The sequence below is a fragment of the Bradyrhizobium sp. CCBAU 11434 genome, assembly GCF_028128895.1.
Classification (GTDB): domain Bacteria; phylum Pseudomonadota; class Alphaproteobacteria; order Rhizobiales; family Xanthobacteraceae; genus Bradyrhizobium; species Bradyrhizobium zhengyangense.
On sequence record NZ_LBJX01000102.1, the window covers coordinates 376437 to 401695 of the forward strand.

Annotated in this window: 20 protein-coding genes; 11 read left to right on the forward strand and 9 right to left on the reverse strand. The window is 63.4% G+C overall.

All coding sequences use genetic code 11. The features are described 5' to 3' along the window. The first annotated feature begins 214 nt into the window (after positions 1-214). Positions 215-1624, forward strand: a complete 1410-nt coding sequence (locus XI06_RS39045; protein WP_237871753.1) for an MFS transporter — start codon at positions 215-217, stop codon at positions 1622-1624. Positions 1625-1765: 141 nt separating this feature from the next. Then, a complete protein-coding gene (locus XI06_RS39050; protein ID WP_237871751.1) occupies positions 1766-2947 on the forward strand; it encodes an extracellular catalytic domain type 1 short-chain-length polyhydroxyalkanoate depolymerase in 1182 nt (393 codons plus the stop codon). Positions 2948-2959: 12 nt separating this feature from the next. On the opposite strand, the gene XI06_RS39055 is transcribed toward XI06_RS39050, so the two are convergent. Continuing rightward, positions 2960-3631, reverse strand: a complete 672-nt coding sequence (locus XI06_RS39055) for an MBL fold metallo-hydrolase (RefSeq protein ID WP_237860466.1) — start codon at positions 3629-3631, stop codon at positions 2960-2962. Positions 3632-3797: 166 nt separating this feature from the next. Between XI06_RS39055 and XI06_RS39060 the strand changes: the two genes are divergently transcribed. After that, a complete protein-coding gene (locus tag XI06_RS39060; protein ID WP_237871955.1) occupies positions 3798-5402 on the forward strand; it encodes an alpha-amylase family glycosyl hydrolase in 1605 nt (534 codons plus the stop codon). A gap of 143 nt (positions 5403-5545) precedes the next feature. Here XI06_RS39060 and XI06_RS39065 read toward each other — a convergent pair whose 3' ends face one another. Next, positions 5546-7243: an alpha-amylase family protein gene (locus XI06_RS39065; protein WP_271607749.1), complete on the reverse strand. Its 1698-nt coding sequence runs from the start codon at positions 7241-7243 to the stop codon at positions 5546-5548. Between the two features lie 248 nt (positions 7244-7491). On the opposite strand from XI06_RS39065, the gene XI06_RS39070 reads away from it, so the two are divergent. Then, entirely contained in the window at positions 7492-7983 is a 492-nt protein-coding gene (locus XI06_RS39070; protein WP_237860462.1) for an MmcB family DNA repair protein, read from the forward strand. Positions 7984-8107: 124 nt separating this feature from the next. On the opposite strand, the gene XI06_RS39075 is transcribed toward XI06_RS39070, so the two are convergent. Continuing rightward, positions 8108-8662, reverse strand: coding sequence for an ActR/PrrA/RegA family redox response regulator transcription factor (locus tag XI06_RS39075; protein WP_271607750.1), 555 nt, complete (start codon positions 8660-8662; stop codon positions 8108-8110). A 103-nt stretch (positions 8663-8765) separates the two neighbouring features. Continuing rightward, positions 8766-10076, reverse strand: coding sequence for an ActS/PrrB/RegB family redox-sensitive histidine kinase (locus XI06_RS39080; RefSeq protein WP_237860460.1), 1311 nt, complete (start codon positions 10074-10076; stop codon positions 8766-8768). Between the two features lie 141 nt (positions 10077-10217). Here XI06_RS39080 and XI06_RS39085 point away from each other — a divergent pair, with 141 nt between their 5' ends. The 4 genes from XI06_RS39085 to XI06_RS39100 all read left to right on the forward strand — a co-directional run bounded on the left by XI06_RS39085 (position 10218) and on the right by XI06_RS39100 (position 14343). Next, complete coding sequence (locus XI06_RS39085; protein WP_237860456.1) at positions 10218-11021, forward strand: ABC transporter ATP-binding protein; 804 nt, start codon at positions 10218-10220, stop codon at positions 11019-11021. Further along, positions 11018-11836, forward strand: coding sequence for an ABC transporter permease (locus XI06_RS39090; protein WP_237860454.1), 819 nt, complete (start codon positions 11018-11020; stop codon positions 11834-11836). The genes XI06_RS39085 and XI06_RS39090 overlap by 4 nt, the downstream gene beginning before the upstream one ends. 121 nt (positions 11837-11957) lie before the next feature. Beyond that, positions 11958-13286, forward strand: a complete 1329-nt coding sequence (locus tag XI06_RS39095) for a polyhydroxyalkanoate depolymerase (protein WP_237860452.1) — start codon at positions 11958-11960, stop codon at positions 13284-13286. Between the two features lie 217 nt (positions 13287-13503). After that, the gene (locus XI06_RS39100; protein WP_237860449.1) at positions 13504-14343 is read left to right on the forward strand and encodes a M48 family metallopeptidase; all 840 of its coding nucleotides are present in this window, start codon (positions 13504-13506) and stop codon (positions 14341-14343) included. A 177-nt stretch (positions 14344-14520) separates the two neighbouring features. Here XI06_RS39100 and XI06_RS39105 read toward each other — a convergent pair whose 3' ends face one another. Next, a complete protein-coding gene (locus XI06_RS39105) occupies positions 14521-16737 on the reverse strand; it encodes a transglycosylase domain-containing protein (protein WP_271607751.1) in 2217 nt (738 codons plus the stop codon). Between the two features lie 166 nt (positions 16738-16903). Here XI06_RS39105 and XI06_RS39110 point away from each other — a divergent pair, with 166 nt between their 5' ends. Beyond that, on the forward strand, positions 16904-17329 hold the full coding sequence (locus XI06_RS39110; protein ID WP_060737395.1) for a DUF1330 domain-containing protein: 426 nt from the start codon (positions 16904-16906) through the stop codon (positions 17327-17329). A gap of 59 nt (positions 17330-17388) precedes the next feature. Here the strand turns inward: XI06_RS39110 and XI06_RS39115 are convergent, their stop codons facing one another. From XI06_RS39115 to XI06_RS39125, 3 genes are all read right to left on the reverse strand, one after another. After that, positions 17389-18615 (reverse strand): ABC transporter substrate-binding protein, encoded by a 1227-nt coding sequence (locus XI06_RS39115; protein ID WP_271607752.1) that lies wholly within the window; start codon positions 18613-18615, stop codon positions 17389-17391. 177 nt (positions 18616-18792) lie between these two features. Beyond that, on the reverse strand, positions 18793-20019 hold the full coding sequence (locus tag XI06_RS39120; protein ID WP_237860442.1) for an ABC transporter substrate-binding protein: 1227 nt from the start codon (positions 20017-20019) through the stop codon (positions 18793-18795). A 169-nt stretch (positions 20020-20188) separates the two neighbouring features. After that, a complete protein-coding gene (locus tag XI06_RS39125; protein ID WP_237871733.1) occupies positions 20189-20605 on the reverse strand; it encodes a DUF1304 domain-containing protein in 417 nt (138 codons plus the stop codon). Between the two features lie 39 nt (positions 20606-20644). On the opposite strand from XI06_RS39125, the gene XI06_RS39130 reads away from it, so the two are divergent. After that, positions 20645-21175, forward strand: a complete 531-nt coding sequence (locus tag XI06_RS39130) for a methylated-DNA--[protein]-cysteine S-methyltransferase (protein ID WP_271607753.1) — start codon at positions 20645-20647, stop codon at positions 21173-21175. A gap of 115 nt (positions 21176-21290) precedes the next feature. On the opposite strand, the gene XI06_RS39135 is transcribed toward XI06_RS39130, so the two are convergent. Further along, entirely contained in the window at positions 21291-24080 is a 2790-nt protein-coding gene (locus XI06_RS39135; RefSeq protein ID WP_271607754.1) for a [protein-PII] uridylyltransferase, read from the reverse strand. Between the two features lie 188 nt (positions 24081-24268). Here XI06_RS39135 and XI06_RS39140 point away from each other — a divergent pair, with 188 nt between their 5' ends. Beyond that, complete coding sequence (locus XI06_RS39140) at positions 24269-25240, forward strand: aliphatic sulfonate ABC transporter substrate-binding protein (protein ID WP_271607755.1); 972 nt, start codon at positions 24269-24271, stop codon at positions 25238-25240. Positions 25241-25259: the final 19 nt, after the last annotated feature.

A 25259-nucleotide genomic window follows, 5' to 3' on the forward strand; every position in this document is an offset into this window, starting at 1 on the left:
TTTTTGTTTGTTGGTGGCGAGAGGCTACGTGTCCGACGGCACGAACGCAATCACGCGATGTCCCGCGCCGCGGAATGCAGGCATGCGCTCATCATCTCCCTCTCCCCGCTTGCGGGGAGAAGGCAAGGGGCCCGCAAATCTGACCTCCGAGGTAATGGCGGAGAGACCTGAGGGCTGAAATCATCAGTCCGGCAGTTCGAAGGGGCCCGCGCCGATGCATCAAACCGTCACAAAGCCCGTCGATTCGACCCGGCGCTGGTGGGTGCTGGCGATCGTCGTCGCCGCGCAATTCATGTTCGGCGTCGACGCCTTCATCGTGAACGTCGCCATCCCCACCATCGCGGTCGATCTGCACGCGAGCCCGGCGCAGATCGAATCCGTCATCGCGATCTATCTGATCGCCTATGCGACGCTGGTCGTCACCGGCGGCCGGCTCGGCGATATCCACGGCACCAGGAATGTGTTTCTCGTCGGCGTGCTCGGCTTCACCGCGACGTCGCTGTGGTGCGGGCTCGCACATTCAGGCATGGAGCTGATCATCGCCCGGCTGGCGCAGGGTGCCACCGCAGCACTGATGGTGCCGCAGGTGCTGGCGACCCTGCATCTGCTGTTCACGGACGAGTCGCGCAGCCGCGCATTCGGCATCTATGGCATCGTGCTTGGGCTCGCGGGTGCCGCCGGCTTTCTGCTTGGTGGTCTGCTGGTCACGATCGACATTGCCCATACCGGCTGGCGCTCGGTGTTCTTCGTCAACGTGCCTTGCGGCCTCGTCATCGCCGCTGCTGCCTGGCTGATCATGCCGACGGTGCCGCGGCGAGCGGGCACAAGGCTCGACATCAAGGGCAGCGTGGTGTTGTTCGCTGGGCTGTTGTGCCTGATCGGCCCGTTGCTGTTCGGCCACGATGTCGGCTGGGCGCCGTGGTTGTGGGCGGTGATGGCAGGCGGCGGCATGATCCTCTTTGCATTCGTCAAGCTCGAACACGCGGTCGCGCGCGCCGGCATGCCGCTGATCGATCTGGCGCTGCTGGCGGATGCCGCGTTCCTGCGCGGGCTTGGCGCCGCCTTCTTTTTCTTTGCCGCCAATCTCTCGTTCTATCTGGTGATGACGCTGTTCATGCAGCGCGGCCTGAAGATCCCGCCGCTCGCGGCCGGCCTCGCCTTTATTCCGCTCGCGCTGGCCTTCGTCGTCGCCTCGCGCCATAGCGGCGCGCGGGCAAGGCATCGGGGGACCAGGGTTTTGCTCGAAGGCTGCGCGTTGCAGATCGCCGGCCTCGCCGCGCTCGCGCTTGTCGTAGACGCGCTCGACGCGCCGACGCCGGTCGCGCTCGCGCTCGTCATGCTCATCTTCGGCTACGGCCAGGGCCTGGTCATGGCGCCGCTGTCGGGCGCCGTGCTCTCGACCGTCAAGCCTGTCGCGGCGGGCTCGGCGTCGGGCATGTACGGCACGACAGCGCAGATCGGAAATGCGGCCGGAGTGGCCGCGATCGGCGCGGTGTTCTTCGCAATCGAATCGTTGCAATCAGCGCGCGCAGGTTTTCTCGTCTCGCTCGCGCTGTTTGTGACATTAATCATGATGTCAGCCGCATTCCTGACGTGGATGCGCCGCGCATCTGCACGAAGTTGAGGCATTGCGGTTAATACATGCGGTTTTTCCCGGGATTTGGCGTGATTCCGCAGGGATCGGCAGCACACGGCCTTTTCATTTTGCACTGCAGCAACTATCTGGTCTGGGTAAACGTTGAGAGTCGCCCACCAGGAACTTGCCGTGTCGTTAGCCCGAAATGTCGATCTGTTGAGACGTTTGCCAAGGATGGACGGTCTGCGCCTGCCCGACTTCGGCGCAAGCGCTGACTCGTCCAGCCCGCTGCAGGAGGTCACCGGCTTTGGCGACAATCCCGGCGCCTTGCGCATGTTCGCCTTCGTGCCGGCGCAGTTGCAGAAGCCGCGCGCGCTCGTCGTCGTGCTGCACGGCTGCGGCCAGACGGCCGCGGCTTACGACCTCGGTGCGGGCTGGTCGACGCTCGCGCGTCACTATGGCTTTGCGCTCGTCATGCCCGAGCAGCAGCGCATCAACAATGGCAACACCTGCTTCAACTGGTTCAACCCTGACGACACCGCGCGCGACTCTGGCGAGGCGCGTTCGATCCGCGAGATGATCGCGCATATGGTCGGGGCGCATCGCGTCGATCCCAGGCGCATCTACATCACCGGTCTTTCCGCCGGCGGCGGCATGACCTCGGTGATGCTTGCGACCTATCCGGAGGTGTTCGCGGCCGGCGCGATCATCGCGGGTCTTCCCTACGGCATCGCGTCGAACTTGCGCGAAGCGCTCGACGGCATGTTTCACTCGCCTGAGCGGCCCGAGCGCGAGCTCGGCGATTTCGTGCGGCGGGCGTCCAACCATCGCGGATCCTGGCCGAAAGTGTCGGTGTGGCACGGCAGCGCCGACCGCACCGTCAATCCCGGCAATGCCAACGAAATCGTCAAGCAGTGGCTCGATCTGCACGACCTGCCGATGATCCCGATGGCCGAGACCGTCGTCGACGGCTATCCGCGTCAGGCCTGGTGGAACAGGGACGGCGAAACGCTGGTCGAGTCCTACGCCATCACAGGCATGGCGCACGGCACGCCGCTCGGGCTTGCCGACAACGATCAGCGCTACGGCGTCGAAGGCGCGTTCCTGATCGAGGCCGGCATTTCCTCGTCTTATCACATCGCAAAATTCTTCGGCCTCACCGGCTGGATTCAGGAGGCGAAGAAGGATGAGGCGAAGCCCGTCGCTCCGGCAAAGGCAGCCCCCGTGCGTTCGCCGGCGCCGCATCTCGCCCGCACGATCCGTGTGAAGGTGGCCGAGGAGAAGGCCGAGCCGAAGCGCGAGCAGGCTAGCCGCTTCGATCTCGGCCAGATCATCACCCGCGCCCTGACGGCGGCGGGATTGATGAAGTAGCGCGCGGCGCGCTCACATCTCGCCGGTGATGAACGGATTGGTCATCCGCTCCTGGCCGATGCTCGAGCCGGCGCCGTGGCCGCAGATGAAGCCGACGTCGTCGCCGAGCGGCAGCAGCTTCGTCATGATCGAGTTGATCAGCGTGGCGTGGCTGCCGCCGGGCAAATCGGTGCGCCCGACCGAGCCGGCGAACAAGACGTCGCCGACATGGGCAAAGCGCAAATCCCCGTTGAAGAACACCACGCTGCCCGGTGAGTGACCGGGGCAGTGCAGGATGTCGAACGTCAAGTCGCCGATCGATACGCTGTCGCCTTCGTCGAGCCAGCGGTCCGGCTCGAAATTGCGCACATCAGTCATGCCGAAGCGCGCGCCGCTCTCGACCACGTTGTCGAGCAGATATTTGTCCGCGACATGCGGGCCCTCGATCGGCACTTTCAGTGCATCGCGCAAGTCGGCCGCGCCGCCGACATGGTCGATATGGCCGTGGGTCAGCCAGATCTTCTCCACGGTGACGCCGGTCTGCTTGATCGCGTCCAGGATCTTCGGCACGTCCCCGCCGGGATCGATCACCACGGCCTTCTTGGAAGGCTCGTCCCAGATGATGGTGCAGTTCTGCTCGAACAGCGTCACGGGCACGATGATCGCGCCGGCTTTGGCTTGTTGGGTGTCGGTTTGCTCGCTCATGGCCTCACAATGCCGATTTTTGCTGCGCCGCCAAGCAAAATAGTCGTGGTCGGCCTGCGGAACAGGCTGATGTCACACGGTCGTCCCAATTGGTGTGGCTGTTTGAACCGGGGGCGTTGCTTCCGCGTTCTCTCGCGCGAAGCAGATTTCCAGGCGGATGTCCGAGATGGCACAGGGCGGCGACTTTTGGTGGCGCGACGGCATCTTCTATCAGATCTATCCGCGCTCCTTTCAGGACTCGGACGGTGACGGCGTCGGCGATCTCGCCGGCATTTTGCGACGACTGCCTTATGTGAAATCGCTCGGCGTCGATGCGATCTGGCTGTCGCCGATCTTCCCCTCGCCGATGGCCGATTTCGGCTACGACATCTCCGACTATACGGGTATTGATCCGCTGTTCGGCACCATGACGGATTTCGACGCGCTGCTCGCCGCCGCGCACGACAACGGATTGAAGCTGATCCTCGATCTCGTCCCGAACCACACCTCCGACCAGCATCCCTGGTTCGTCGAGAGCCGCGCCTCGCGCGATAACCCCAGGCGCGACTGGTACATCTGGCGCGATCCGGCGCCCGATGGCGGCGTCCCGAACAACTGGCTGTCCGAGTTCGGCGGCAGCGCATGGCAATTCGACGAGGCCACCGGCCAATATTACTACCACGCCTTCCTCGCCCAGCAGCCGGACCTCAACTGGCGCAACCCCGATGTCCGCGCGGCGATGTACGACGTGATGCGGTTCTGGCTCGAGAAAGGCGTCGACGGCTTTCGCGTCGACGTGATCTGGCACCTGATCAAGGATGCCGCGTTTCGCGACAACCCGCCGAACCCGCGCTATGTCGAGGGCCGGCCGCCGAACGAGAAGATCCTGACGCAATACTCCACCGACCAGCCGGAGGTGTTCGACGTCATCGCCGAGATGCGGCGCGTCACAGATGCCTATTCCGCGCGCGTCTTGATCGGCGAGGTCTATCTGCCGCTGCACCGCCTGATGGCCTATTACGGCAACGATCTCACCGGCGCGCAAATGCCGTTCAATTTCGCGTTGCTCTCGACCTTCTGGAGCGCGCGCTCGATCGAGAAGATCATCGAGGATTACGAGAAGGCGCTGCCCACAGGCGCCTGGCCGAACTGGGTGCTCGGCAATCACGATCGCCCGCGCGTTGCGAGCCGTGTCGGTCCCGAGCAGGCCCGCATCGCCGCCATGCTGCTGCTGACACTGCGCGGCACGCCGACGCTCTATTACGGCGACGAGATCGGCATGCATCAGCTCGCGATCGCGCCGGAGGACGTTCGCGATCCCTTCGAGAAGAACGTGCCCGGCATCGGCGTCGGTCGCGACGGCTGCCGTACGCCGATGCAATGGGATTCGTCGCAGTTCGGCGGCTTCTCGGACGTCAGACCATGGTTGCCGCTGCCCGACGACCATATCCATGAGAACGTCGTCAATCTCGAAGCCGACGCGCGCTCGATCCTCAGCCTGTACAAGCGTCTGATCGCGCTGCGGAAGAGTTCGCCCGCGCTTGTCGCCGGCGACTATCATCCGATCGCCGCGCAAGGCGACCTGCTGATCTATCGCCGTGAGGCCGAGGGCAGGGCGCTCATCGTGGTGCTCAATCTCGGCCCCGAGCCGATTGCGGTGACCACCAGTTCGATCCGCTTTGGCAGCGAGATATTGCTGTCGACGTTCCTGGATCGCGAGGGGGAGAGGCTTGAGGGCGTGCTGGATCTGCGTGGCAATGAGGGCGTCGTGGTGGCGCCGCCTCATACCTAGCCGTCGTCCTGGAACAGCGAAGCGCAGATCCAGGATCCATTACCCCAGGGATGAGTTTGTCGAAGGCCGGTGGTTACTAGCTCGGGCGACGACGAACCCTTGGGGTGCTGGGTCCTGGCTTTCGCCAGGACGACGCTGTGACACTACCCCGGATGCTTGTTCCCAGCGTTGCTCTCGTCGATATCGCTCCGTTTCAACAGATAGTCCAGCCCGCCAACGCGATACCAGCGATAGCCATACGGCTCCAGCACGACGCGGTGCTGGCCGCGCTTGTCGGCGTGGCTGTGGTCTTCCGCCAGCAAATTGATCAGGTGCTCACCGGCATCGCCGGGCAGTCCCGCCGAGAACGTGGTCTCCCGCGGCTTCTCATCCAGATTGTGCACGAACAGCACGGAATTGTTGCGCCAGTCGTAACGCATGATGAAGACGGCGGGATCGCGCGTCGCGATGATGGCGAAATCGCCCCAGCCGATCTCCGGCACTTCCTTGCGCATGCGCACGATACGCTCGGTCCAGTTCAGCATCGAATTCGGATCGCGCCGCTGTTTTGCGACATTGAGGTGCTCGAAGCCGTAGGGCCCCTTATCGATGACGGGGCTCGCCGGCTTGCCGCTCTTGGTGAAGCCGCCCTGCGGCTCGGTCGACCATTGCATCGGTGTGCGCGCGCAATTGCGCTCCGGCAGCGAGAGATCGTCGCCCATGGCGATCTCGTCGCCGTAGCGGATCACAGGCGTTCCCGGCAGTGTGCACATCAGGCTGTAGGCGAGCTCGAGCCGCCGTCGGTCGCCGCCCAGCATCGGCGCGAGCCGGCGGCGGATGCCACGGTCGTAGAGCTGCATGTCCTTGTCCGGACCAAAGCGCTTGAAGACCAGGTCGCGTTGCGCCTTGGTCAATCGGCCGAGATCGAGCTCGTCGTGATTGCGCAGGAACAGGCCCCATTGCGCCGCGGCCGGCCGCGGCTTGGTCGCCTTCAGCGCCTTCGCCAGCGGACGCGAATCGCCGGACGCTAGCGCATAGAACAGGTTCTGGTTGGCCTGGAAGTTGAACATCATGTGCATGCGGTCGCCATCGCGGCCGAAATAGTCCATGTCGGTTTCCGGCTTCACGTTGGCTTCGGCGAGGATGATGGCGTCGCCCTGCCGCCATTGCAGGAATTCGCGGAAGGTGCGCAGCATGTCGTATTGCTCGACGGGCTTCCTGACCTTCGCGCCCTTGGTGGCGATCACGAAGGGCACGGCGTCCATGCGGAAGCCGGAGACGCCGAGCTGGATCCAGAAGCCCATGATCTTCAAAATCTCGGCCTGCACATGCGGATTCGAGGTGTTGAGATCGGGCTGGAAATCGTAGAAGCGATGGAAGAACCAGGCGCCGGCTTCCTTGTCGCGGGTCCATGTCGACTTCTGGACACCGGGAAACACCATACCGGTGTTGGCGTTGGCCGGCTTCTTGTCGGACCACACATACCAGTCTCGGTAGGGCGAGTTCTTGTCGCGCCTCGCTTCCTTGAACCATTGATGCTGGTCCGAGGTGTGGTTGACGACGAGGTCGATGATGACTCGGATGCCGCGCTGCTTGCAGCCATGGGTGAACTCGACGAAATCGCCGAGCGTGCCGTAACGGGAATCGACGCTGTAATAGTCGGCGACATCGTAACCATCGTCGCGGCCGGGCGAGGTCTGGAACGGCATCAGCCAGATCGTGGTGATGCCGAGCCCGTGCAGATAATCGAGCCGGCGCAGCAGGCCCTTGAAGTCGCCGATGCCGTCGCCGTTGGCATCCATATAGGTGCCGACCGACAGGCAATAGATCACGCCGTTTTTGTACCAGAGATCGTCGATCATGCGCGCGCAGCCTCATTCGCTCCGTCCGCAACTGTCGGCGGCTGCGTGATAAGCGATTTGAGCTGGCCTGGTTCCCACGCTGGAGGTGTCGTCCTGGACAAGCGAAGCGCAGATCCAGGACCCATCATCCCAGACGCAGTTTGGCGAAGACTCGTAATTGCAGCCGGCGTGCTGCAACGACCCCCCGGGGGTAACGGGTCCTGGCTTTCGCCAGGACGACAACGGAGGAATCGGCTAATCTGCCCCACATGGACAGCCCCGCCCGCAACATTGCCCTTGTTCCACCGCCTGACCGCCGTCAGTCGGAGACAGCGCTCGCGATCGCGCGTGGCACGGCGCGGCTGTTACGTTCGCTCGGCTTTTCCTGCATCAGCGAATTGCCGCTGCCGTCGGGCCGGCGCGCCGATCTGGTGGCGCTGAACGAGCGCGGCGAGATCTGGATTGTCGAGATCAAATCGTCGGTCGAGGATCTGCGCGCCGATCAGAAATGGCACGAATACCGCGCTCATTGCGACCGGCTGTTCTTTGCCTTCACGCAGGATCTGCCTTGCGAGATCTTTCCGCAGGACACCGGCCTGATCATCGCCGATGCCTATGGCGCGCACATGCATTGCGAAGCGCCCGAGCACAAAATCGCCGCCGCCACGCGCAAGCAGATGACGGTGCGGTTTGGCATGGCGGCAGGCTTGCGCATCAACCGCCTGCTCGATCCGCAGGGGCACGCGGATTTTTGGGAGTAGCGGCGCCCCAATAAGGGTGCCGTAGGGTGGCCAAAGCGAAAGCGTGCCCACCCAATTCATCGATGAAATTCAGAGAGGAGCGGTGGGCACGGCGCTGTGCGCCTTTGCCCACCCTACGGCAACATTACCTCGGCGCGCGCTTGGCCAGGATCCGCTGCAAGGTGCGGCGGTGCATGTTGAGGCGGCGCGCCGTTTCCGAGACGTTGCGATTGCACATCTCGTAGATGCGCTGGATGTGCTCCCAGCGCACGCGGTCTGCCGACATCGGGTTCGCCGGCAGCTCGGATTTTTCAGCGCTGGTCGAGAGCAGCGCGGCGACGACGTCGTCGGCATCCGCGGGCTTCGAGAGATAATCGATCGCGCCCATCTTCACCGCGGTGACGGCGGTGGCGATGTTGCCATAGCCGGTCAATACGATGGCGCGGGCTTCGGGACGCTTCTTCTTCAGCGCGGAGACGACGTCGAGACCGTTGCCGTCCCCGAGCCTGAGATCAACCACAGCGAAGGCCGGAGCGGACTTGCCGATTTGTGCAAGACCATCCGAGACCGTGTCACATGACGTCACCGCAAAGCCGCGTGTCTCCATGGCGCGCGACAGGCGCTCCAGGAACGGCTTGTCGTCCTCAACGATGAGAAGCGAGCGGTCGGTCTGTTCATTCAGTTCGGCGATGGCGTTCAAGGTTTTGTCCTCTCTCCTGCACATCTACATATGGCGTCGCAATCAGGCGGTGCCAAGGCCGCCAATAGTCGATCGGGCCTCGCATGCGACGCAAGGTCGCGGCCTATCCTATTGTTTCCTCGAAGCTCTCGATAGCCTCAAAACGCTCGCGCGGCCACGCAATCTGCACCACCGCGCCGTGTTCCGGAAAGGTCCGGTTGGTAAACGAGACCTTGGCGCCGGTGCGTTCGAGCAGCGTGCGGGCGATGAACACGCCAAGCCCGAGGCCGCCGCCGGAATCCTGGGCGCGCCGCCGCGACAGATAGGGTTCGCCGATGCGGTTCATGAGATCGGGCGGAATGCCCGGGCCGTCGTCGGAGATCACGATCTCGATCGTGTCGTTGTTCCACCAGGCATTCACTTCCACCGCGGAGTTGGCGAAATCGACCGCGTTCTCGATGATGTTGCCGACGCCGTAGAGCACCGCCGGATTGCGCGATCCGACCGGCTCGGCTGTTGCGGCCACGGCAATCCGCACCTTGATGTCGACGCCGAAATCGCGATGCGGCGCCACCACTTCCTCGATCAGCTCGGACAGTTTCATGCGGTCGAACGGCGCGCCGGTGGAGGAGAGCTGGGTGATCTTGCTCAGGATGTCGCGGCAACGCTGCGTCTGCTCGCGCAGGGTCTTCAGGTCGGCGGCAAACACTGGATCCTTCACCGTCTTCTGCAACTCGCGCGAGATCAGGAAGATGGTCGCCAGCGGCGTGCCGAGCTCGTGCGCTGCGGCGGCGGCCAATCCGTCGAGCTGGGTCAGATGCTGCTCGCGCGTCAGCACCAGCTCGGTCGCGGCGAGCGCGTCCGCCAGCTTGCGCGCTTCCTCGGTCACCTGAAACGAGTAGAGGCTGGTGACGCCGATCGCGAGCACGATCGAAAGCCAGACGCCGACGAGATAAATCGGCGGCAGCACCACCGGATCTTCCGAGTCCCACGGCAGCGGGAAATGAACGAAGAACAGGATCGAGGCGCAGGCGACGGCGAGGATGCCGAGGCCAAAGGTCAGCCGGGCCGGCAAGGCGGTGGCCGAAATCAGGACAGGCGCGAGGAACAGGAACGAGAACGGGTTCTGCAATCCGCCGGTGAAGAACAACAGCCCGGCCAGTTCCACGATGTTGAGCGCCAGCAGCGCGGCTGCGTGGATCGGCTCCAGCCGCTGCATCGGATTGACCGCAGTCTGGAGTACCAGATTGAGCATGGCCGACAGGCCGATGATGCTGACGCAGGGAACAATGGCGACATCGAACTCGAGCCCCTGCGCCACGATGAAGATCGCAGCTAACTGGCCCAGCACCGCAAGCCAGCGCAGCCGCAGGATGGTGTCCAGGCGGATATGTCGTTGCGACGGGCGGAAGTCGGAAGCGGCGGTCTCGGTCATGACAGGCCAATCTAGCGGTGCGCGTGTCCTATCACAAACACGCTGGCCCACGATTCCAACGAGTTACAAGTCCAATGCGTTACAAGCCTTCGAGTTACAAGTCTTGCGCTCCACCGCGCAATGGCGGAGAACGCCTCCAGCATGACTGAGAACTCCAAGGCTTCAAGCTGGCCGACTGTCGCGGAGGGCATTTCGTCCGCGGCCATCGAGGTCGATCGTCTCGTCAAGGTCTACAAGCAGACCCGCGCGGTCGACGGTATCTCCTTTTCGCTTCCCCGCGGCAGCATCACCGGGCTGCTCGGCGGCAACGGCGCCGGCAAGACCACCACCATCGCCATGATCATGGGGCTGGTGCTGCCGACCTCCGGCCGTGTCCGCGTGCTCGGTCATCGAATGCCGGAAGAGAGTGCCGAGGTGCTGGGGCGGATGAATTTCGAAAGCCCCTATGTCGACATGCCGATGCGGCTGACGGTGCGGCAGAACCTCACGATTTTCGGCAAGCTCTATGCAGTCAGGCACCTTGCTGACCGCATCGCAAAACTGGCCGACGATCTCGATCTCAACGATTTCATCGACCGCGCCAACGGCAAGCTCTCGGCCGGGCAGAAGACCCGTGTTGCGCTGGCGAAGGCGCTGATCAACCAGCCCGAGTTGTTGCTGCTGGACGAGCCGACCGCCTCGCTCGACCCTGATACGGCCGACTGGGTGCGGAGCCATCTGGAGCGCTATCGGAAGGACAACAACGCCACCATCCTGCTTGCGTCGCACAACATGCTCGAGGTCGAGCGGCTCTGCGACCGCGTCATCATCATGAAGCGCGGCCGCGTCGAGGACGACGATACGCCCGACGCCATCATGGCCCGCTACAACCGCACCACGCTGGAAGAGGTGTTCCTGGACGTCGCGCGCGGCCGGGTCAATGGTGCGCAGGAGGCAGCGCGATGAGCGAGCTCGCCCTCCACCGCGGCATCTCCGTGCAACGCATCGGCGCGATGATCCTGCGCTACTGGTATTTGTTGATGTCGTCCTGGCCGCGGCTGCTCGAGCTGTTGTACTGGCCGGCGCTCCAGATCATCACCTGGGGCTTTCTTCAGCTCTACATCGCCCAGAACGCCAATTTCTTTGCGCGCGCCGGCGGCACGCTGATCGGCGCTGTCATTCTCTGGGACATCCTGTTCCGCGGCCAGCTCGGTTTCTCCATCTCCTTTCTGGAGGAGATGTGGGCGCGCAACCTCGGCAACCTCATGATGAGCCCGCTGAAGCCGATCGAGTTTCTGCTCTCGCTGATGGCGATGAGCCTGATCCGGCTTGCGATTGGCGTCATCCCGATGACGCTGCTCGCGATCGCGTTCTTTCACTTCAATGTCTACAGCCTCGGCCTGCCGCTGATCGCCTTCTTCTGCAACCTGATCTTCACCAGCTGGTCGGTCGGCATCTTTGTGTCGGGGCTGGTGCTGCGGAACGGCCTTGGCGCCGAGAGCATCGTCTGGACCTTGATGTTCGGGATCATGCCGCTCGCCTGCGTCTATTATCCGGTCAGTGTCTTGCCGCACTGGCTGCAAGCCATCGCCTGGTCGCTGCCGCCGACTTACGTGTTCGAGGGGATGCGCGCACTCCTGATCGAGAGCACCTTCCGAACCGATTTGATGCTGGAAGCGTTAGCCATCAACGCTGGGCTCCTGCTGGCTTCTTTTGGGGCATTCCTTGCCCTTTTGCGCAGCGCCAGAAAGCACGGCTCGCTGCTCTCGGGCGGCGAATAACGTCACTTTCTCGTGGATTCAGGCTGGTTTGGCCGGTCTGGCCACGTAGATGTACGGAACCATGCATTGACGCAATATTACGCATTCGGCAGTATGCTGCGATGCGAAGAGGAATTTGATCATGCCTATTGGTGAGTTTGGCGGCGCGCCGCCCCTGGCGGCAGAAGGCAGCCCGGTCCTGACCACGCCGATGTACTGGATGTACGAGATGGCCCACGCCTCTCTCAATCCGGCGCGCGCAGTCACCGATGCGACAAAGCTGCTGTTTCAGAATCCGCTGAATCCCTGGGCGCGTACCGAAGTCGGCAAGTCGGTCGCCGCGGCCTGCGAATTGTTCGAGCGCACCACGCGCCGCTACGGCAAGCCGGAATGGGGCCTCAACGACACCGAGGTCAACGGCATCCGCGTCCCTGTCGAGGTCCGCTCGGTCTGGGAAAAGCCGTTCTGCAGCCTGCTTTACTTCGATCGCAAATTCGCGCGCCCGCTGCGCAGCCCGCAGCCGCGTGTGCTGATCGTGGCGCCGATGTCCGGCCACTACGCGACGCTGCTGCGCGGCACGGTCGAGGCCTTGCTGCCGGCGCATGAGGTCTACATCACCGATTGGGCCGACGCGCGCATGGTGCCGCTCAGCGAAGGCCGCTTCGACCTCGACGATTACATCGACTACGTCATCGAGATGCTGCATGTGCTGGGTGGCAACACCCATGTGATGGCGGTGTGCCAGCCTTCCGTGCCTGTCGTCGCCGCGGTCTCGATCATGGAAGCGCGGCGCGATCCATTCGTGCCCACTTCGATGACGCTGATGGGCGGTCCGATCGACACGCGCCGCAATCCGACCGCCGTGAACAATCTGGCACAGGAGCGCGGCATCGACTGGTTCCGCAACCACGTCATCACCAAGGTGCCATTCCCGCATCCGGGCATGATGCGCGACGTCTATCCGGGCTTTCTCCAGCTCAACGGGTTCATCAGCATGAACCTCGACCGCCACATGGACGCCCACAAGCAGCTCTTCGCCCATCTGGTGAAGGGCGACGGTGACCTCGTCGACAAGCATCGCGAGTTCTATGACGAATATCTCGCGGTGATGGACCTCTCGGCCGAGTATTACCTGCAAACGGTCGACACCGTGTTCGTGAAACATTCGCTGCCGAAGGGCGAGATGACCCATCGTGGAACGCGCGTCGATCCCTCCAAGGTGACGCGCGTTGCGTTGATGACGGTCGAAGGCGAGAACGACGACATTTCGGGTCTCGGCCAGACCGAAGCAACACACGCATTGTGCAGCTCGATCCCGGATCATCGCCGCGTTCATTACGTCCAGAAGGGCGTTGGACATTACGGCGTGTTCAACGGCTCGCGCTTCAAGTCGGAAATCGTGCCGCGTATCCACGATTTCATGGTCTCGGCTGCGAATCCGAGCTCGTTGCAGGCGCTTGCAGCCGAATAATCCCGGATTTCGGCTTTCCCGTCGAAATTTCGGGCTCTCCCAGACCTTCCGGGAGGGCCTGGTTCCCGTCAGATTCGAGGTATTTAGGTAGCGTTATAGGAGTGAGTCTGCCCTCACCCCTTGGGGGTGTCGCATGCGTCCAACGGGGGCGAAAAAAGCGGGTTCCAACCCCAGTCTGTAGGGTCTCCCGGACGTCAGACCCCTGTATATTGGGCAAATGATTTGTTTTTGCGCCGAGCGCTTTCCCTGGCGGCGGTTATGGCAGAATCCGGGCGATCTCCTGCTCCCCGGACTGACAGACATGGCCACACGCGCACTCCTTTATCGGCGGCCCCACGAACCGAAGACCCTTGTCATCAGCCATGGATCGCAATTCTTTGCGATCCGGCTGCGCAGACACCGGCGGGCGCGTCGCTACACGCTTCGAATCCATCCGAGTGATCGTGAAGCCATCCTCACGATGCCTCCGCGCGGCACGCTCGCCGAAGCCAAGGACTTCGCGCAGCGTCATGGTGCGTGGATCGCGGCACGTCTCGGTCGTCTGCCGAAGGCTGCGCCGTTCCAGCCTGGCACAGTGATACCGCTCCGCGGCGTTCCCCATCGCATCGTGCATCGCGCAGGCAGCCGCGGCACGGTGTGGGCAGAAATTCGCGATAGCGGTGAACGCATTCTCTGTGTCGCCGGTGGCCACGAGCATGTCGATCGCCGCGTCAACGACTTCCTCAAGCGCGAGGCGCGCAAGGATCTGCAGCGTTCGGCGGAGATCCACGCCGCCGAGCTCGGCGTCAAGGTGAAGCGGCTGTCGATCCGCGATCAGTCCAGCCGCTGGGGCTCCTGCACCTCGGCCGGCTCGCTGTCATTCTCCTGGCGCCTGATCCTCGCGCCGCCCTATGTGCTGGACTATCTCGCCGCGCATGAAGTGGCTCATCTCGTCGAGATGAACCATTCGGCGAAGTTCTGGCGCGTCTGCGGCAAGATCTGCCCGTCCATGGAGCGCGCCAAGAAGTGGCTCGACACCTGCGGCAACGACCTGCACCGGTACGGGGTCGAGGATTAGGCTGCGCAACTAGCATCTTGGAATGTGTCATCGCCCGCCTTGTGCGCATTTGCGCACTGGAGCGGGCGATCGCATTTTTGCCCCATCGCATCAGCCCCTTCGACCGATCCACCTCGCATCACGCCGCGACACGCCGGCTACTGTGCATGGGGTTGTTTCGCGGTCTTGGTTTTGCGGCTACCGATTTCCGCCAAACAGCCGGTCCATCAGCCAGCCGTCAAGCCCTGCAGCCGGCTCCGGCCGCACATTGGCGCGCGTCGGCGGCGGGGCGCGATAGCCGCCATTGCTGACCGGCGCAGGTGAAGCTCCGGGTGCCGCCTGGGTCGGCGGCGATATCTGCGATGAGATCTGCACCAGGTTCGACGGCCCCCAATTGCCTTGCAGGTTCGGCAGGGCCGCAACCTGCACGCCCTCGTGCGCGGCCCGCATGAAGCGGGTCCAGACCTCCACGGGCAGGCCGCCGCCGGTCGCCTTCTTGGTCGGCGAGTTGTCGTCGTTGCCGAGCCAGACGCCGGTGACGAGGTTCGACGTGTAGCCGATGAACCAGGCGTCGCGATAATCCTGGCTGGTGCCGGTCTTGCCGGCCGCCTGCCAGCCGGGGATATCGGCCTTCTTCGCGGTGCCCGAGATCAACGTCTCCCGCATCATGCTGTTCATCATGCCGACATAGCGCGGCTCGACCACCTGGTTGTGCTCGTCGGGCTGGCGCATGTAGAGCAGCTTGCCGTCGAGCGTCTTGATCCGCGTCACCACATGCGGCGTGGCCGCGAAACCGCCATTGGCGAACGGCGCATAGGCGCCGACCAGCTCGACAACGGAGACTTCCGAGGTGCCAAGCGCGATCGAGGCGTTGGGCTCGAGTTTGGAGGAGATGCCGAGCCGGTGCGCGGTGCGCACCACGTTCTTCGGTCCGACCTCGAGGCCGAGGCGGATGGCGACGGTGTTGAGCGACATCGCCAGCGCCTGCGTCAGCGTCACCGGGCCGAAATACTCATGGGTGTAGTTCTCGGGCTTCCAGCCCTTGACCTCGATCGGCGCGTCCTGGCGGATGGTGTCGGGCGTCAGTCCCTGCTCCATCGCCGTCAGATAGACGAACGGCTTGAAGGACGAGCCCGGCTGGCGTTTTGCGGTCACCGCGCGGTTGTACTGGCTCTCGGAATAGTTCCGACCGCCGACCATTGCGCGCACCGCGCCGTCAGGCGTCATCGCCACCAGCGCGCCCTGGCTGACATTGAACTTCACGCTCTTGGCCGCGAGCTCGTCGATGATGGCGGCTTCCGCCAGCGCCTGGAGCTTCGGATCGATCGTGGTCTCGACCTTGATGCTGTCGTCGATCTGGCCGACGAGGTCATCCAGCACCTCGCCGATCCAGTCGGCGACGTAGTTCACGGTGCCGGCGCCGACCGGCTTCACATTGTAGGAGGGATGGCCGATCGAGGCCTGCGCCTGGGCTTCGGTGATGAACTTGGCATCCGCCATCGCCGCGAGCACGACCTGCGCGCGCGCTTCCGCGCCTTCCGGATTGCGGTTGGGCGCAAGCCGCGAGGGCGATTTGACCAGGCCCGCCAGCATCGCGGCTTCCGCGATCGTCACGTTCTTGGCCGGCTTGCCGAAATATTTCTGCGCGGCGGCCTCGACGCCGTAGGCGCCGGAGCCGAAATAGACCCGGTTGAGATAGAGCTCCAGGATCTCGTTCTTGGAATGCTTGCGCTCCAGCCAGATCGCGAGCTCCGCCTCCTGCAGCTTGCGCGCCATGGTGCGTTCCTGGGTCAGGAACAGGTTCTTGGCGAGCTGCTGCGTCAGCGTCGAGCCGCCCTGCGACACGCCGTGATGGAGCAGATTGGTGACGAGCGCGCGCAGGATGCCGACGGGATCGATGCCGAAATGCGAATAGAAGCGGCGGTCCTCGATCGCGATGAATGCCTTCGGCAAGTACGGCGGCAGATCCTTCAGCGACACGTTGGCGCCGGCCATCTCGCCGCGCTGCGCCAGCAGAGTGCCGTCGATGCCCACGATCTGGATCGTTGGCGGGCGTTTTGGAATCTCCAGCGACTGGATCGGTGGCAGATGGGCGCCGACCCAGATCACGACGCCGATCACGGCGATGACGCCCCACAGGCTGAGTACGGCGCCCCAATAGACGAGGCGGCCGAGGCCGGCGCTGATGGATGATCGCGACCGGCGCTTGGCGCCGCTGCTCTTGGCCGGGGCCTTGCGCTCGCGCGGGGGCTCGTCGTCGGAGGGTTCGGCCTTGCGCTTGCTGGCCGATTTCTTCGGCTTGTGGTCGCCGCCACCGGGAATGCGATCCGCCGCCGTCAGGCGCAGATCGGCGAGCGCCGCGGGCAAGCCGAACAACGGCTCCTTCCGCCCACCCTTTTTCTTTGCCGACCCCATACGCAAAACGCCCGGTCACCCCGCCCCGCCGCACGCTAGCGGTCGCTGTTTAAGGCCCGGTTACCCTGAGGTTAACGCGTGATTAGGAGGTGCGGCATTCGCCCGCCGCAGTTCCGCTTCCAGCGCGCGGGCAGTAGGATCGAACGCATAAGAAGAGGAAACGCCTATGGGCCACATCGATCCGACCAAGGAGATCTTCGCGCAATTCCGGGACAACGACCGCCCCGGTCCGATCCACATGCTCAATCTGGTGCGCTTACGCAAAGAGGCCGCCTACCCCGACGGCCGCAAGGCCAGCGGCGCTGAGGCCTATGCGGCCTATGGCCGCGAGAGCGGCCCGGTGTTCGAGCGCCTCGGCGGCCGCATCGTCTGGCAAGGCCGGTTCGAGCTGATGCTGATCGGCCCGCAGGACGAACGCTGGGATCATTGCTTCATCGCGGAATACCCGAGCGTCGCCGCCTTCGTCGAGATGATCCGGGACCCCGTCTATCGCGAAGCGGTGAAGCACCGGCAGGCGGCGGTGGAGGATTCGCGCCTGATCCGCCACGCGGTGCTGCCGGTGGGGAAGAATTTTGGCGAGATACCGGAATAGACGCTCGCAAAGAAAATCGGCGGCCCTTGGGCCGCCGATCGCATTCCAAAGTTCGATCACTAGCCCGCCGGGCCCGCGTCCTCGAGGATCGGGCCAAACAGCTCCCAACGCTCGCCGTTGAACTTCATCATCTGAAGCTGCTTGTTGACGCGATAGTCGGTCGGCGATGTGTTGGCAACGATGCCCGGCAGCGAGAGGTCGAGCTGCACGTCCTTCAGGCTGGTGGCAACCTTCATGACGTTCTCGCGGGTCAGGTTGTCACCGCACTTCTGAAGCACGTAGATCATCAATTGCGAGGTTGAGTATCCGTAGCTGTTGAAGCTCGAGTCCTTGTCGCCTTCGGGATAGTACTTCGCCATGAACTCGAAATACTTCTTCATGCCGGGGTCGTCCTTCCAGGTCGGGTCCAGCGGATCCTTGCCGTAGTTGACGCTGATCACCCCCTTGGACGCCTCGAGCCCTGCGGGCTTCATCACCGCACCGACCGAAGTGGCGTTGATGTCGAGGATCTGCACCGGGTGCCAGCCGAGCTCGGCGATCTTCTTGATCGCCTGCGCGGCCTGTTTCGGCGTCGTCGCGCTGAAGAACAGGTCGGCACCGGCGTCCTTGATCTTGAGGATCTGCGAATCGACCGTGGGATCGGAAACCTCGTAGGACGTTTCCGCGACGATCATGCCAGCCGCCTTGTCGCCGAGGCCGGCCTTGATGCCGTTCAGATAGTCCTTACCGAGATCGTCGTTCTGATAGAGGATGCCGATCTTGGCGTTCGGATGGTTCTTGATGATGTATTGGCCGTAGATGCGGCCCTCGACGAAGTAGTTCGGATTGAAGCCCATCGTCCACGGGAAGTTCTTCGGGTCGGTGAACTTGGAGGCGCCGGTGGCCGCGAAAAGTTGTGGCACCTTCTTGGAGTTGAGATATTTCTGCACCGCCGCGTTCGAGGGGGTGCCGAGAAGCTGGAACGTGAGCAGCACCTCGTCGCTCTCGACGAGCTTGCGCACCTGCTCGACCGCCTTCGGCGGCGAATAGGCGTCGTCGTACTGGATCAGGTTGATCTTGCGGCCGTTCACGCCGCCCTGATCATTTATCATCTTCATATAGGCGGCCTGCGTCTTGCCGATCGTGGCATAGGCCGAGGCCGGTCCGCTGAACGGATTGGTCTGGCCGATCTTGATTTCGGTGTCGCTGGCGCCGGGATCATATTTCTTCTGGGCATTGGCCGCAGAGGCCGTGAGCGCAAGGGTGAGCGCCGTCGCCGTGACCAGATGCAAAAGTCCGTTCCTCATTCGCAATTTCCTCGGTTTGTTATTTGCAGATGGTCTTGCCGGACGGCACTGCCGCGCACCCGACGCCATCGCTAGGCGCGAGTGTGAAGGAACCGTTGTTGCAACGCAAGGCGGGGGGCGCTGGCAGTTCGTAGGGTGGGTTAGCCATGCGGGGCGTAAACCACCCTACGCCGTTAACTAACCTGCCGGACCCGAGTCCTCGATGATGGGTCCGAACAGCTCCCAGCGTTCGCCGTTGAACTTCATCATCTGCATCTGCTTGTTGACCCGGTAGTCGTTCGGCCCGGTGTTGATCTTGATGCCGGGTAGCGCGAAGCTCGGGGTGAAATCCTTGATGTTGGCGACCTGCTTCATGACGTTCTCGCGCGTCAGGTCGTCACCGCATTGCTTCAAGACCTGCACCAGCAGCTCGGCCACCGAATACCCGTAGGTATTGACCGTGTTGAGCTTGTCACCCTCCGGAAAATACTTGTCCATGAAGGCGAAGAAGGCTTTCACGCCGGGATCGTCCTTCCACTGGGGATCGCCGGGCTCCTTGCCGTACTGCGTCGAGATGATGCCCTTGGAGATATCGAGGCCGGCCGGCTTCAATGTCGCCGAGATCGGGCTCGCATTGATGTCGAGGATGTGCACCGGCGTCCAGCCGAGGTCGGCAAGCTTCTTGATCGCCTGCGCCGCGAACTTTGGCGTGGACGCGTCATAGAACAGATCGGCGCCCATCGACTTCAGCTTCACCACCTGCGAGTCCACCGTCGGGTCGGTGACCTCGTAGGAGACCTCGCCGACGATCATGCCGGCGGCCTTGTCGCCGAGCCCGCTCTTGAGGCCGGCGAGATAGTCGCGGCCCATGTCGTCGTTCTGGTAGAGCACGCCGATCTTGGCGTTCGGGTGTTCCTTGAGAATGTATTTCGCGTAGATCCGCCCTTCGGAGATGTAGTTGGGATTATAGGCGATGGTCCAGGGATAGTTCTGCGGATCGTTGAAGCGCGCCGCCCCGGTGGAGGCGAGCAGCTGCGGGACCTTCTTGCCGTTGAGATATTTTTGCACGGCGGCGTTGGCGGCCGTGCCGATGATCTGGAAGGTGAACAGCACTTCGTCGCCTTCGACGAGCTTGCGCACCTGCTCGACGGTCTTCGGTGGCGAATAGGCATCGTCATACTGGATCAGGTTGATCTTGCGGCCATTGATGCCGCCCTGGTCGTTGATCATCTTGAAGTAGGCCGCCTGGGTCTTGCCGATATTGGCGTAGACGGAGTAGGCGCCGGAGAACGGCACGGTCTGGCCGATCTTGATCTCGGTGTCGCTCGCGCCGGTGTCGTATTTTTTCTGGGCGAGGGCCTGGTTGGCGGAGAACGCGAAGGCGAGCGCCGCCGTGGCAGCTATCAAGGCTCTGCGAGTACTCATGTTGGGTTGTTCCTCCTGACGGAATTTTCCGGCCGACGGTCTTTTCCCGTTGCTTGCAACGGTCGCCATCGCTGCTGGCGAGTGTGGAGGAACGGCGGACGCCGCGCAAGGATCGCGGCGTCGCGCTGAAGCGTCTCAGGCTAGGCCAGAGTCTTTCGCCGGCAGCGTCTTACGCCAGGAACAACGCAACCAGCGCGATCGCGGCCGGCAGCGCCTGCACGATCAGGATGCGCGTGCTGACGGTGGCCGCGCCATAAGCGCCGGCCACGATCACACAGAGCAGGAAGAACACCTTGATCTCGAACGCGAAGGCCGGATTGCCATGCAGCAGCCCCCAGATCAGGCCGGCGACGAGGAAGCCGTTGTAGAGCCCCTGATTGGCCGCCAGCACTTTCGTGATCTCAGCCTTCTCAGGCGTGTTGCGGAATGTCTTCAAGCCGAGCGGCTTGTCCCAGAGAAACATTTCCAGGATCAGGAAATAGGCGTGCAGTGCGGCGACCAGCGCCACCAGGACATTGGCGACAAGAATCAAGTTGAGCTCCCCCAAAAGCGTCAGCTTTCGGGTGGACGTTAGCACGGCCGGCATGGCAAGTGCGATGCCGTGTTTCGATGCAATGGTGCTGCCATGCCCGAGCGATCAAGCAGGATACCTGAACGCTTCGGCCTCGATCGGCTGGCGACGCCGATCGGGACCGCGCTGCTCGTCACCGACGCCGAAGGCCATTTGCGCGCGCTCGATTGGGACGACTACGATCATCGGATGCGCGAGTTGTTGCGCCTGCATTACGGCGCGGTGGAGCTCTGCGATCAGTTAGCGCCGACGGCGATGAAGACCGCGCTGTCGGCATATTTCGAGGGCGATCTCGATCAGCTCTCGCGTGTCGCATGGCGTATCGCCGGCACGCCGTTCCAGCAAAAGGTCTGGACCGCGCTGGCGCAAATCCCGGCAGGCACGACGATGAGCTATGGCGCGATGGCCGCAAGGATCGACATGCCCAGGGCCATCCGCGCCGTCGGCCATGCCAACGGCTCCAACCCGATCAGCGTGGTGCTGCCGTGCCACCGCCTGATCGGCGCGGACGGTTCGCTGGTGAAATACGGCGGCGGGCTGGAGCGGAAGAAGTGGCTGCTCAGGCATGAGGGCGTGGAGGTTTGAAGCCTCGGTCGTTCCGGGGCGCCCATAGGGCGAACCCGGAACTTCGAGATTCTCAGGTGCGCAATTGCGCACCATAGTTCGATGCTGCGCATCGCCCCGGAATGACGGAAGAAGATCACGCCGCCGGCTGAACCGCCTTGTCGCCGGCCATCACATGGGTCAGCGCGCTCTTGATCGCGGACTGCCGCGTCGGCGCGTTGATCTGCGCGCCGAGGAGATCGGTGACGTAGAACACGTCGCGGGCGCGCTCGCCGAAGGTTGCGACATGGGCCGAGGCGATGTTGAGGTTGAGCTTCGAGATCGCGGTGGTCAGCTCGTAGAGCAGGCCGGGGCGGTCGAGGCCGGAGACCTCGATCACGGTGTAGCGGTCGGACCATTGGTTGTTGATGGTCACTTCCGGCTCGATCACGAACGGCCTTGCCTTGCTGCGCACGGTGCGCCGCGCCACCACCTCGGGCAGGCGCAGCTTGCCTTCCAGCACGTCCTCGATCATCTCGCCGATGCGGGTGGCTCTGCGGCCTTCGTCCTCGTCACGATCGTATTCACGCGAGATCGAGATAGTGTCGAGCGCGCGGCCGTCGGTCGTGGTGTAGATCTGGGCGTCGACGATGTTGGCGCCGGCCGAAGCACAGGCGCCCGCGATGATCGAGAGCAGCCAGGGATGGTCGGCGGCGAAGATCGTGAGTTCGGTGACGCCGCGCACCTCGTCGAAGCCGACATTGATCGCGAGCTTGTGGCCGGCCTGTTCGCTCGATCGCACGAAGCGTGCGTGGCGAATTTTTCGCGGCAGCTCGACCTTGAGCCAGTAGGCCGGATAGTGCCGGCCGACATAGGCGTCCAGCTCGTCGGCCGGCCATTCGGCGAAGGCGTGACGGAATTCGGCGTAGGCGGCCGTGAGGCGCTTGCCGCGGTCGACCTCCGAGAAGCCGCCGGTCAGCACCGGCTCGGTCTCGTAATACAGCGAGCGCAATAGCTGCGCCTTCCAGCCGTTCCACACGCCCGGACCGACGCCGCGAATGTCGGCAGTGGTCAGGATGGTCAAGAGCTTCATCTGCTCGACCGATTGCACGACGGCGGCGAAGTTCTCGATGGTCTTGCGGTCGGAGAGATCGCGCGACTGCGCGACCGTCGACATCGTCAGATGTTCCTCGATCAGCCAGGCCACGAGCTCGGTGTCGGATGCGCTGAAGCCGAGCCGCGGGCACAGCCGCCGCGCCACCTTGGCCCCTGCGATGGAGTGGTCTTCCGGCCGACCCTTGGCGATGTCGTGCAACAGCGTCGTGATGTAGATCACCGCACGGTGCTCGGGACGGATTTTGCGCATCAAATCGCTGGCGAGAGTGAATTCCTCGATGCCGCCGCGCTCGATGTCCTGGAGGAAGCCGACGCAGCGGATCAGGTGCTCGTCCACGGTGTAGTGATGATACATGTTGAACTGCATCATCGAGACGATCTTGCCGAAGGCGCGGATGAAGTGGCCGAGCACGCCTGTTTCGTTCATCCGCCGCAGCACGATCTCGGCGTTGTCGGAGGTGAGAATCTCCATGAACAGCCGGTTGGCCTCGGGATTCTCGCGCATCTGCGCGTTGATCAGGCCGAGCGAGCGCGTCACGTCGCGCATCGCGTCCGGATGGAAGGCGAGGTTGTTCTTTTGCGCCAGGCGGAAGATGCGGATCAAATTGACCGGATCGTGCTTGAAAACGTCGGGCGCGGCGACGTTGATGCGGTTGTTGTCGACGATGAAATCGTCGCTCTCGGGCACGCGCCGCTTCGCTGGCGTCGGGCGCAGCCGCGCCATCATCCGGCTCAGCACCGGGGCGGGCTTGGCCTGCTGGTCCTCGAGCTTGGCGCAGAGGATGGCGGTGAGATTGCCGACTTCCTTGGCGACCAGGAAGTAGTGCTTCATGAAGCGCTCGACGTCCTGCATGCCGGGATGCGAGGTGTAGCCGAGCCTGACAGCGATCTCGCGCTGGAGGTCGAAGGACAGCCGCTCCTCCGGCCGCCCGCAGTAGAAATGCAGATTGCAGCGCACCGACCAGAGGAAGTCGGCGCAACGGCGGAAGCTGCGATATTCCTGCGCGTCGAACACGCCGCGTTCGACGAGCTCGTCGGTGTCGCGGACGCGATAGACGTATTTGGCGATCCAGAACAGCGTGTGCAGGTCGCGCAAGGCGCCCTTGCCGTCCTTGACGTTGGGCTCGACCAGATAGCGCGACTGGCCGCCGCGGCGATGGCGCTCTTCGCGCTCGGCGAGCTTGGCGGTGACGAATTCGGAGGCGGTGCCCTGCACCACTTCCTTGTCGAAGCGCGCGACAAGCTCGTCATAGAGCGGCTGGTCGCCGGTGAGGAAGCGCGTCTCCAGAATGGCGGTGCGGATGGTCATGTCGCCACGCGCCTGCCGGATCGACTCGTCGACCGAGCGCGTGGCGTGACCGACCTTCAGACCCATATCCCAGAGGCAATAGAGGATGGCCTCAGCCACCTGCTCGCCCCAGGCGGTCTGCTTGTAGGGGAGGATGAACAAGAGATCGATGTCGGACTCGGGCGCCATCAGGCCGCGGCCGTAGCCGCCGGTCGCAACCACCGCCATGCGTTCGGCGCCGCTCGGGATCGGTGAACGATAGAGATGGCGGGTCGCGGCCGAGTAGAGAATGCGGATGATCTCGTCCTGCACGTGGCACAAGCGCTCGGCGCAGCGGCGGCCGTGGCGGTCCTTCAGCAGGATCGCCTGCGCGGCGGCGCGCGCGGCGATGAGTTCCGCCTTGAGCAATTGAGCAACTGCGGTGCGGAACGCGTCCTCACGCCCCTGATGCTTCTCGGCAAGCGCATCGACCGCGGCGGTGATCCGCGCAGTGTCGAAACGATCATCCACCTGTGGCTTATGCTCGGTCGCAACGCTATCCATGTCTCACCGGATATAAGAGGCGGCAGGCGCTGTCATCAGCCATTCGCCAGCAATAGTCGTTCCATGCTGGAAATCGCCGGCTGGAAGCAAAATTGTTCTCAGGCCACGCGCTTTCAAGGGTGGGATTTTCTCGTTGACCTCTAGGCATAACTCATTGAAAAACAATGAAGTTTTTGAGGAGGCTGGGCATGGCTGACATCACACGACGTATTCTGCTGGCGGGAGCCGTTGCGCTCGCCATGGCCCCCGCGGCGCGGGCGGCCGATCCGCTGAAGGAAATCCGCATCGACTGGGCGACTTACAATCCGGTGTCGCTGGTCCTGAAGCAGAAGGGGCTCCTGGAGAAGGAGTTCGCCAAGGACGGCATCACCATCACCTGGGTGCAGTCGGCGGGCTCCAACAAGGCGCTCGAATTCCTCAACGCCGGCTCGATCGATTTCGGCTCGACCGCCGGCTCGGCGGCGCTGGTCGCGCGCATCAACGGCAATCCGATCAAGTCGATTTACGTCTACTCACGTCCTGAGTGGACCGCGCTTGTCACGGGCAAGGATTCCAAGATCGCTGATGTCGCTGATCTCAAGGGTAGGCGCGTCGCGGTGACGCGCGGCACCGATCCGCACATCTTCCTGGTGCGTGCGCTGCTGGGCGCAGGGCTCACCGAGAAGGACATCACACCGGTGCTGCTGCAGCATGCCGACGGCAAGACCGCGCTGATCCGTGGCGACGTCGATGCCTGGGCCGGTCTCGATCCGATGATGGCGCAGGCCGAGATCGAGGAGGGCGCGAAGCTGTTCTATCGCAAGGCCGACGCCAACACCTGGGGTATCCTCAATGTGCGCGAGCAGTTCTTGAAGGACTATCCGGACGCCGCCCGCCGCGTGCTCGCAACCTACGAAGAGGCGCGGAAATATTCGCTCGCCAACTACGATGATCTGAAGAAGACCTTCATTGCGGTGACAAAACTGCCCGAGGCCGTCGTCGACAAGCAGCTCAAGGAGCGCACCGAGCTCACCCACAGCCGTATCGGCGCACCCCAGCGCGAGTCGGTCCTCGCTGCCGGCCTCGCGCTGCAACAGGCCGGCGTCGTCGATGCCAAGGTCGACGTGAAGGCGACGCTGGATGCGCTGATCGACGACCAGGTCCCGCTGCCGGCGAATTAGTAAGAGGCAGACCGGCGCC

Bases quoted from the DNA above. Each gene is read 5' to 3' on its own strand.
- XI06_RS39135 (WP_271607754.1), bottom strand. From the start codon at position 24,080: ATGGATAGCGTTGCGACCGAGCATAAGCCACAGGTGGATGATCGTTTC.
- XI06_RS39055 (WP_237860466.1), bottom strand. From the start codon at position 3,631: ATGAGCGAGCAAACCGACACCCAACAAGCCAAAGCCGGCGCGATCATC.
- XI06_RS39045 (WP_237871753.1), top strand. From the start codon at position 215: ATGCATCAAACCGTCACAAAGCCCGTCGATTCGACCCGGCGCTGGTGG.
- XI06_RS39090 (WP_237860454.1), top strand. From the start codon at position 11,018: ATGAGCGAGCTCGCCCTCCACCGCGGCATCTCCGTGCAACGCATCGGC.
- XI06_RS39125 (WP_237871733.1), bottom strand. From the start codon at position 20,605: ATGCCGGCCGTGCTAACGTCCACCCGAAAGCTGACGCTTTTGGGGGAG.
- XI06_RS39095 (WP_237860452.1), top strand. From the start codon at position 11,958: ATGCCTATTGGTGAGTTTGGCGGCGCGCCGCCCCTGGCGGCAGAAGGC.
- XI06_RS39130 (WP_271607753.1), top strand. From the start codon at position 20,645: ATGCCCGAGCGATCAAGCAGGATACCTGAACGCTTCGGCCTCGATCGG.
- XI06_RS39060 (WP_237871955.1), top strand. From the start codon at position 3,798: ATGGCACAGGGCGGCGACTTTTGGTGGCGCGACGGCATCTTCTATCAG.
- XI06_RS39100 (WP_237860449.1), top strand. From the start codon at position 13,504: ATGATTTGTTTTTGCGCCGAGCGCTTTCCCTGGCGGCGGTTATGGCAG.
- XI06_RS39080 (WP_237860460.1), bottom strand. From the start codon at position 10,076: ATGACCGAGACCGCCGCTTCCGACTTCCGCCCGTCGCAACGACATATC.
- XI06_RS39070 (WP_237860462.1), top strand. From the start codon at position 7,492: ATGGACAGCCCCGCCCGCAACATTGCCCTTGTTCCACCGCCTGACCGC.
- XI06_RS39105 (WP_271607751.1), bottom strand. From the start codon at position 16,737: ATGGGGTCGGCAAAGAAAAAGGGTGGGCGGAAGGAGCCGTTGTTCGGC.
- XI06_RS39085 (WP_237860456.1), top strand. From the start codon at position 10,218: ATGACTGAGAACTCCAAGGCTTCAAGCTGGCCGACTGTCGCGGAGGGC.
- XI06_RS39115 (WP_271607752.1), bottom strand. From the start codon at position 18,615: ATGAGGAACGGACTTTTGCATCTGGTCACGGCGACGGCGCTCACCCTT.
- XI06_RS39110 (WP_060737395.1), top strand. From the start codon at position 16,904: ATGGGCCACATCGATCCGACCAAGGAGATCTTCGCGCAATTCCGGGAC.
- XI06_RS39120 (WP_237860442.1), bottom strand. From the start codon at position 20,019: ATGAGTACTCGCAGAGCCTTGATAGCTGCCACGGCGGCGCTCGCCTTC.
- XI06_RS39065 (WP_271607749.1), bottom strand. From the start codon at position 7,243: ATGATCGACGATCTCTGGTACAAAAACGGCGTGATCTATTGCCTGTCG.
- XI06_RS39140 (WP_271607755.1), top strand. From the start codon at position 24,269: ATGGCTGACATCACACGACGTATTCTGCTGGCGGGAGCCGTTGCGCTC.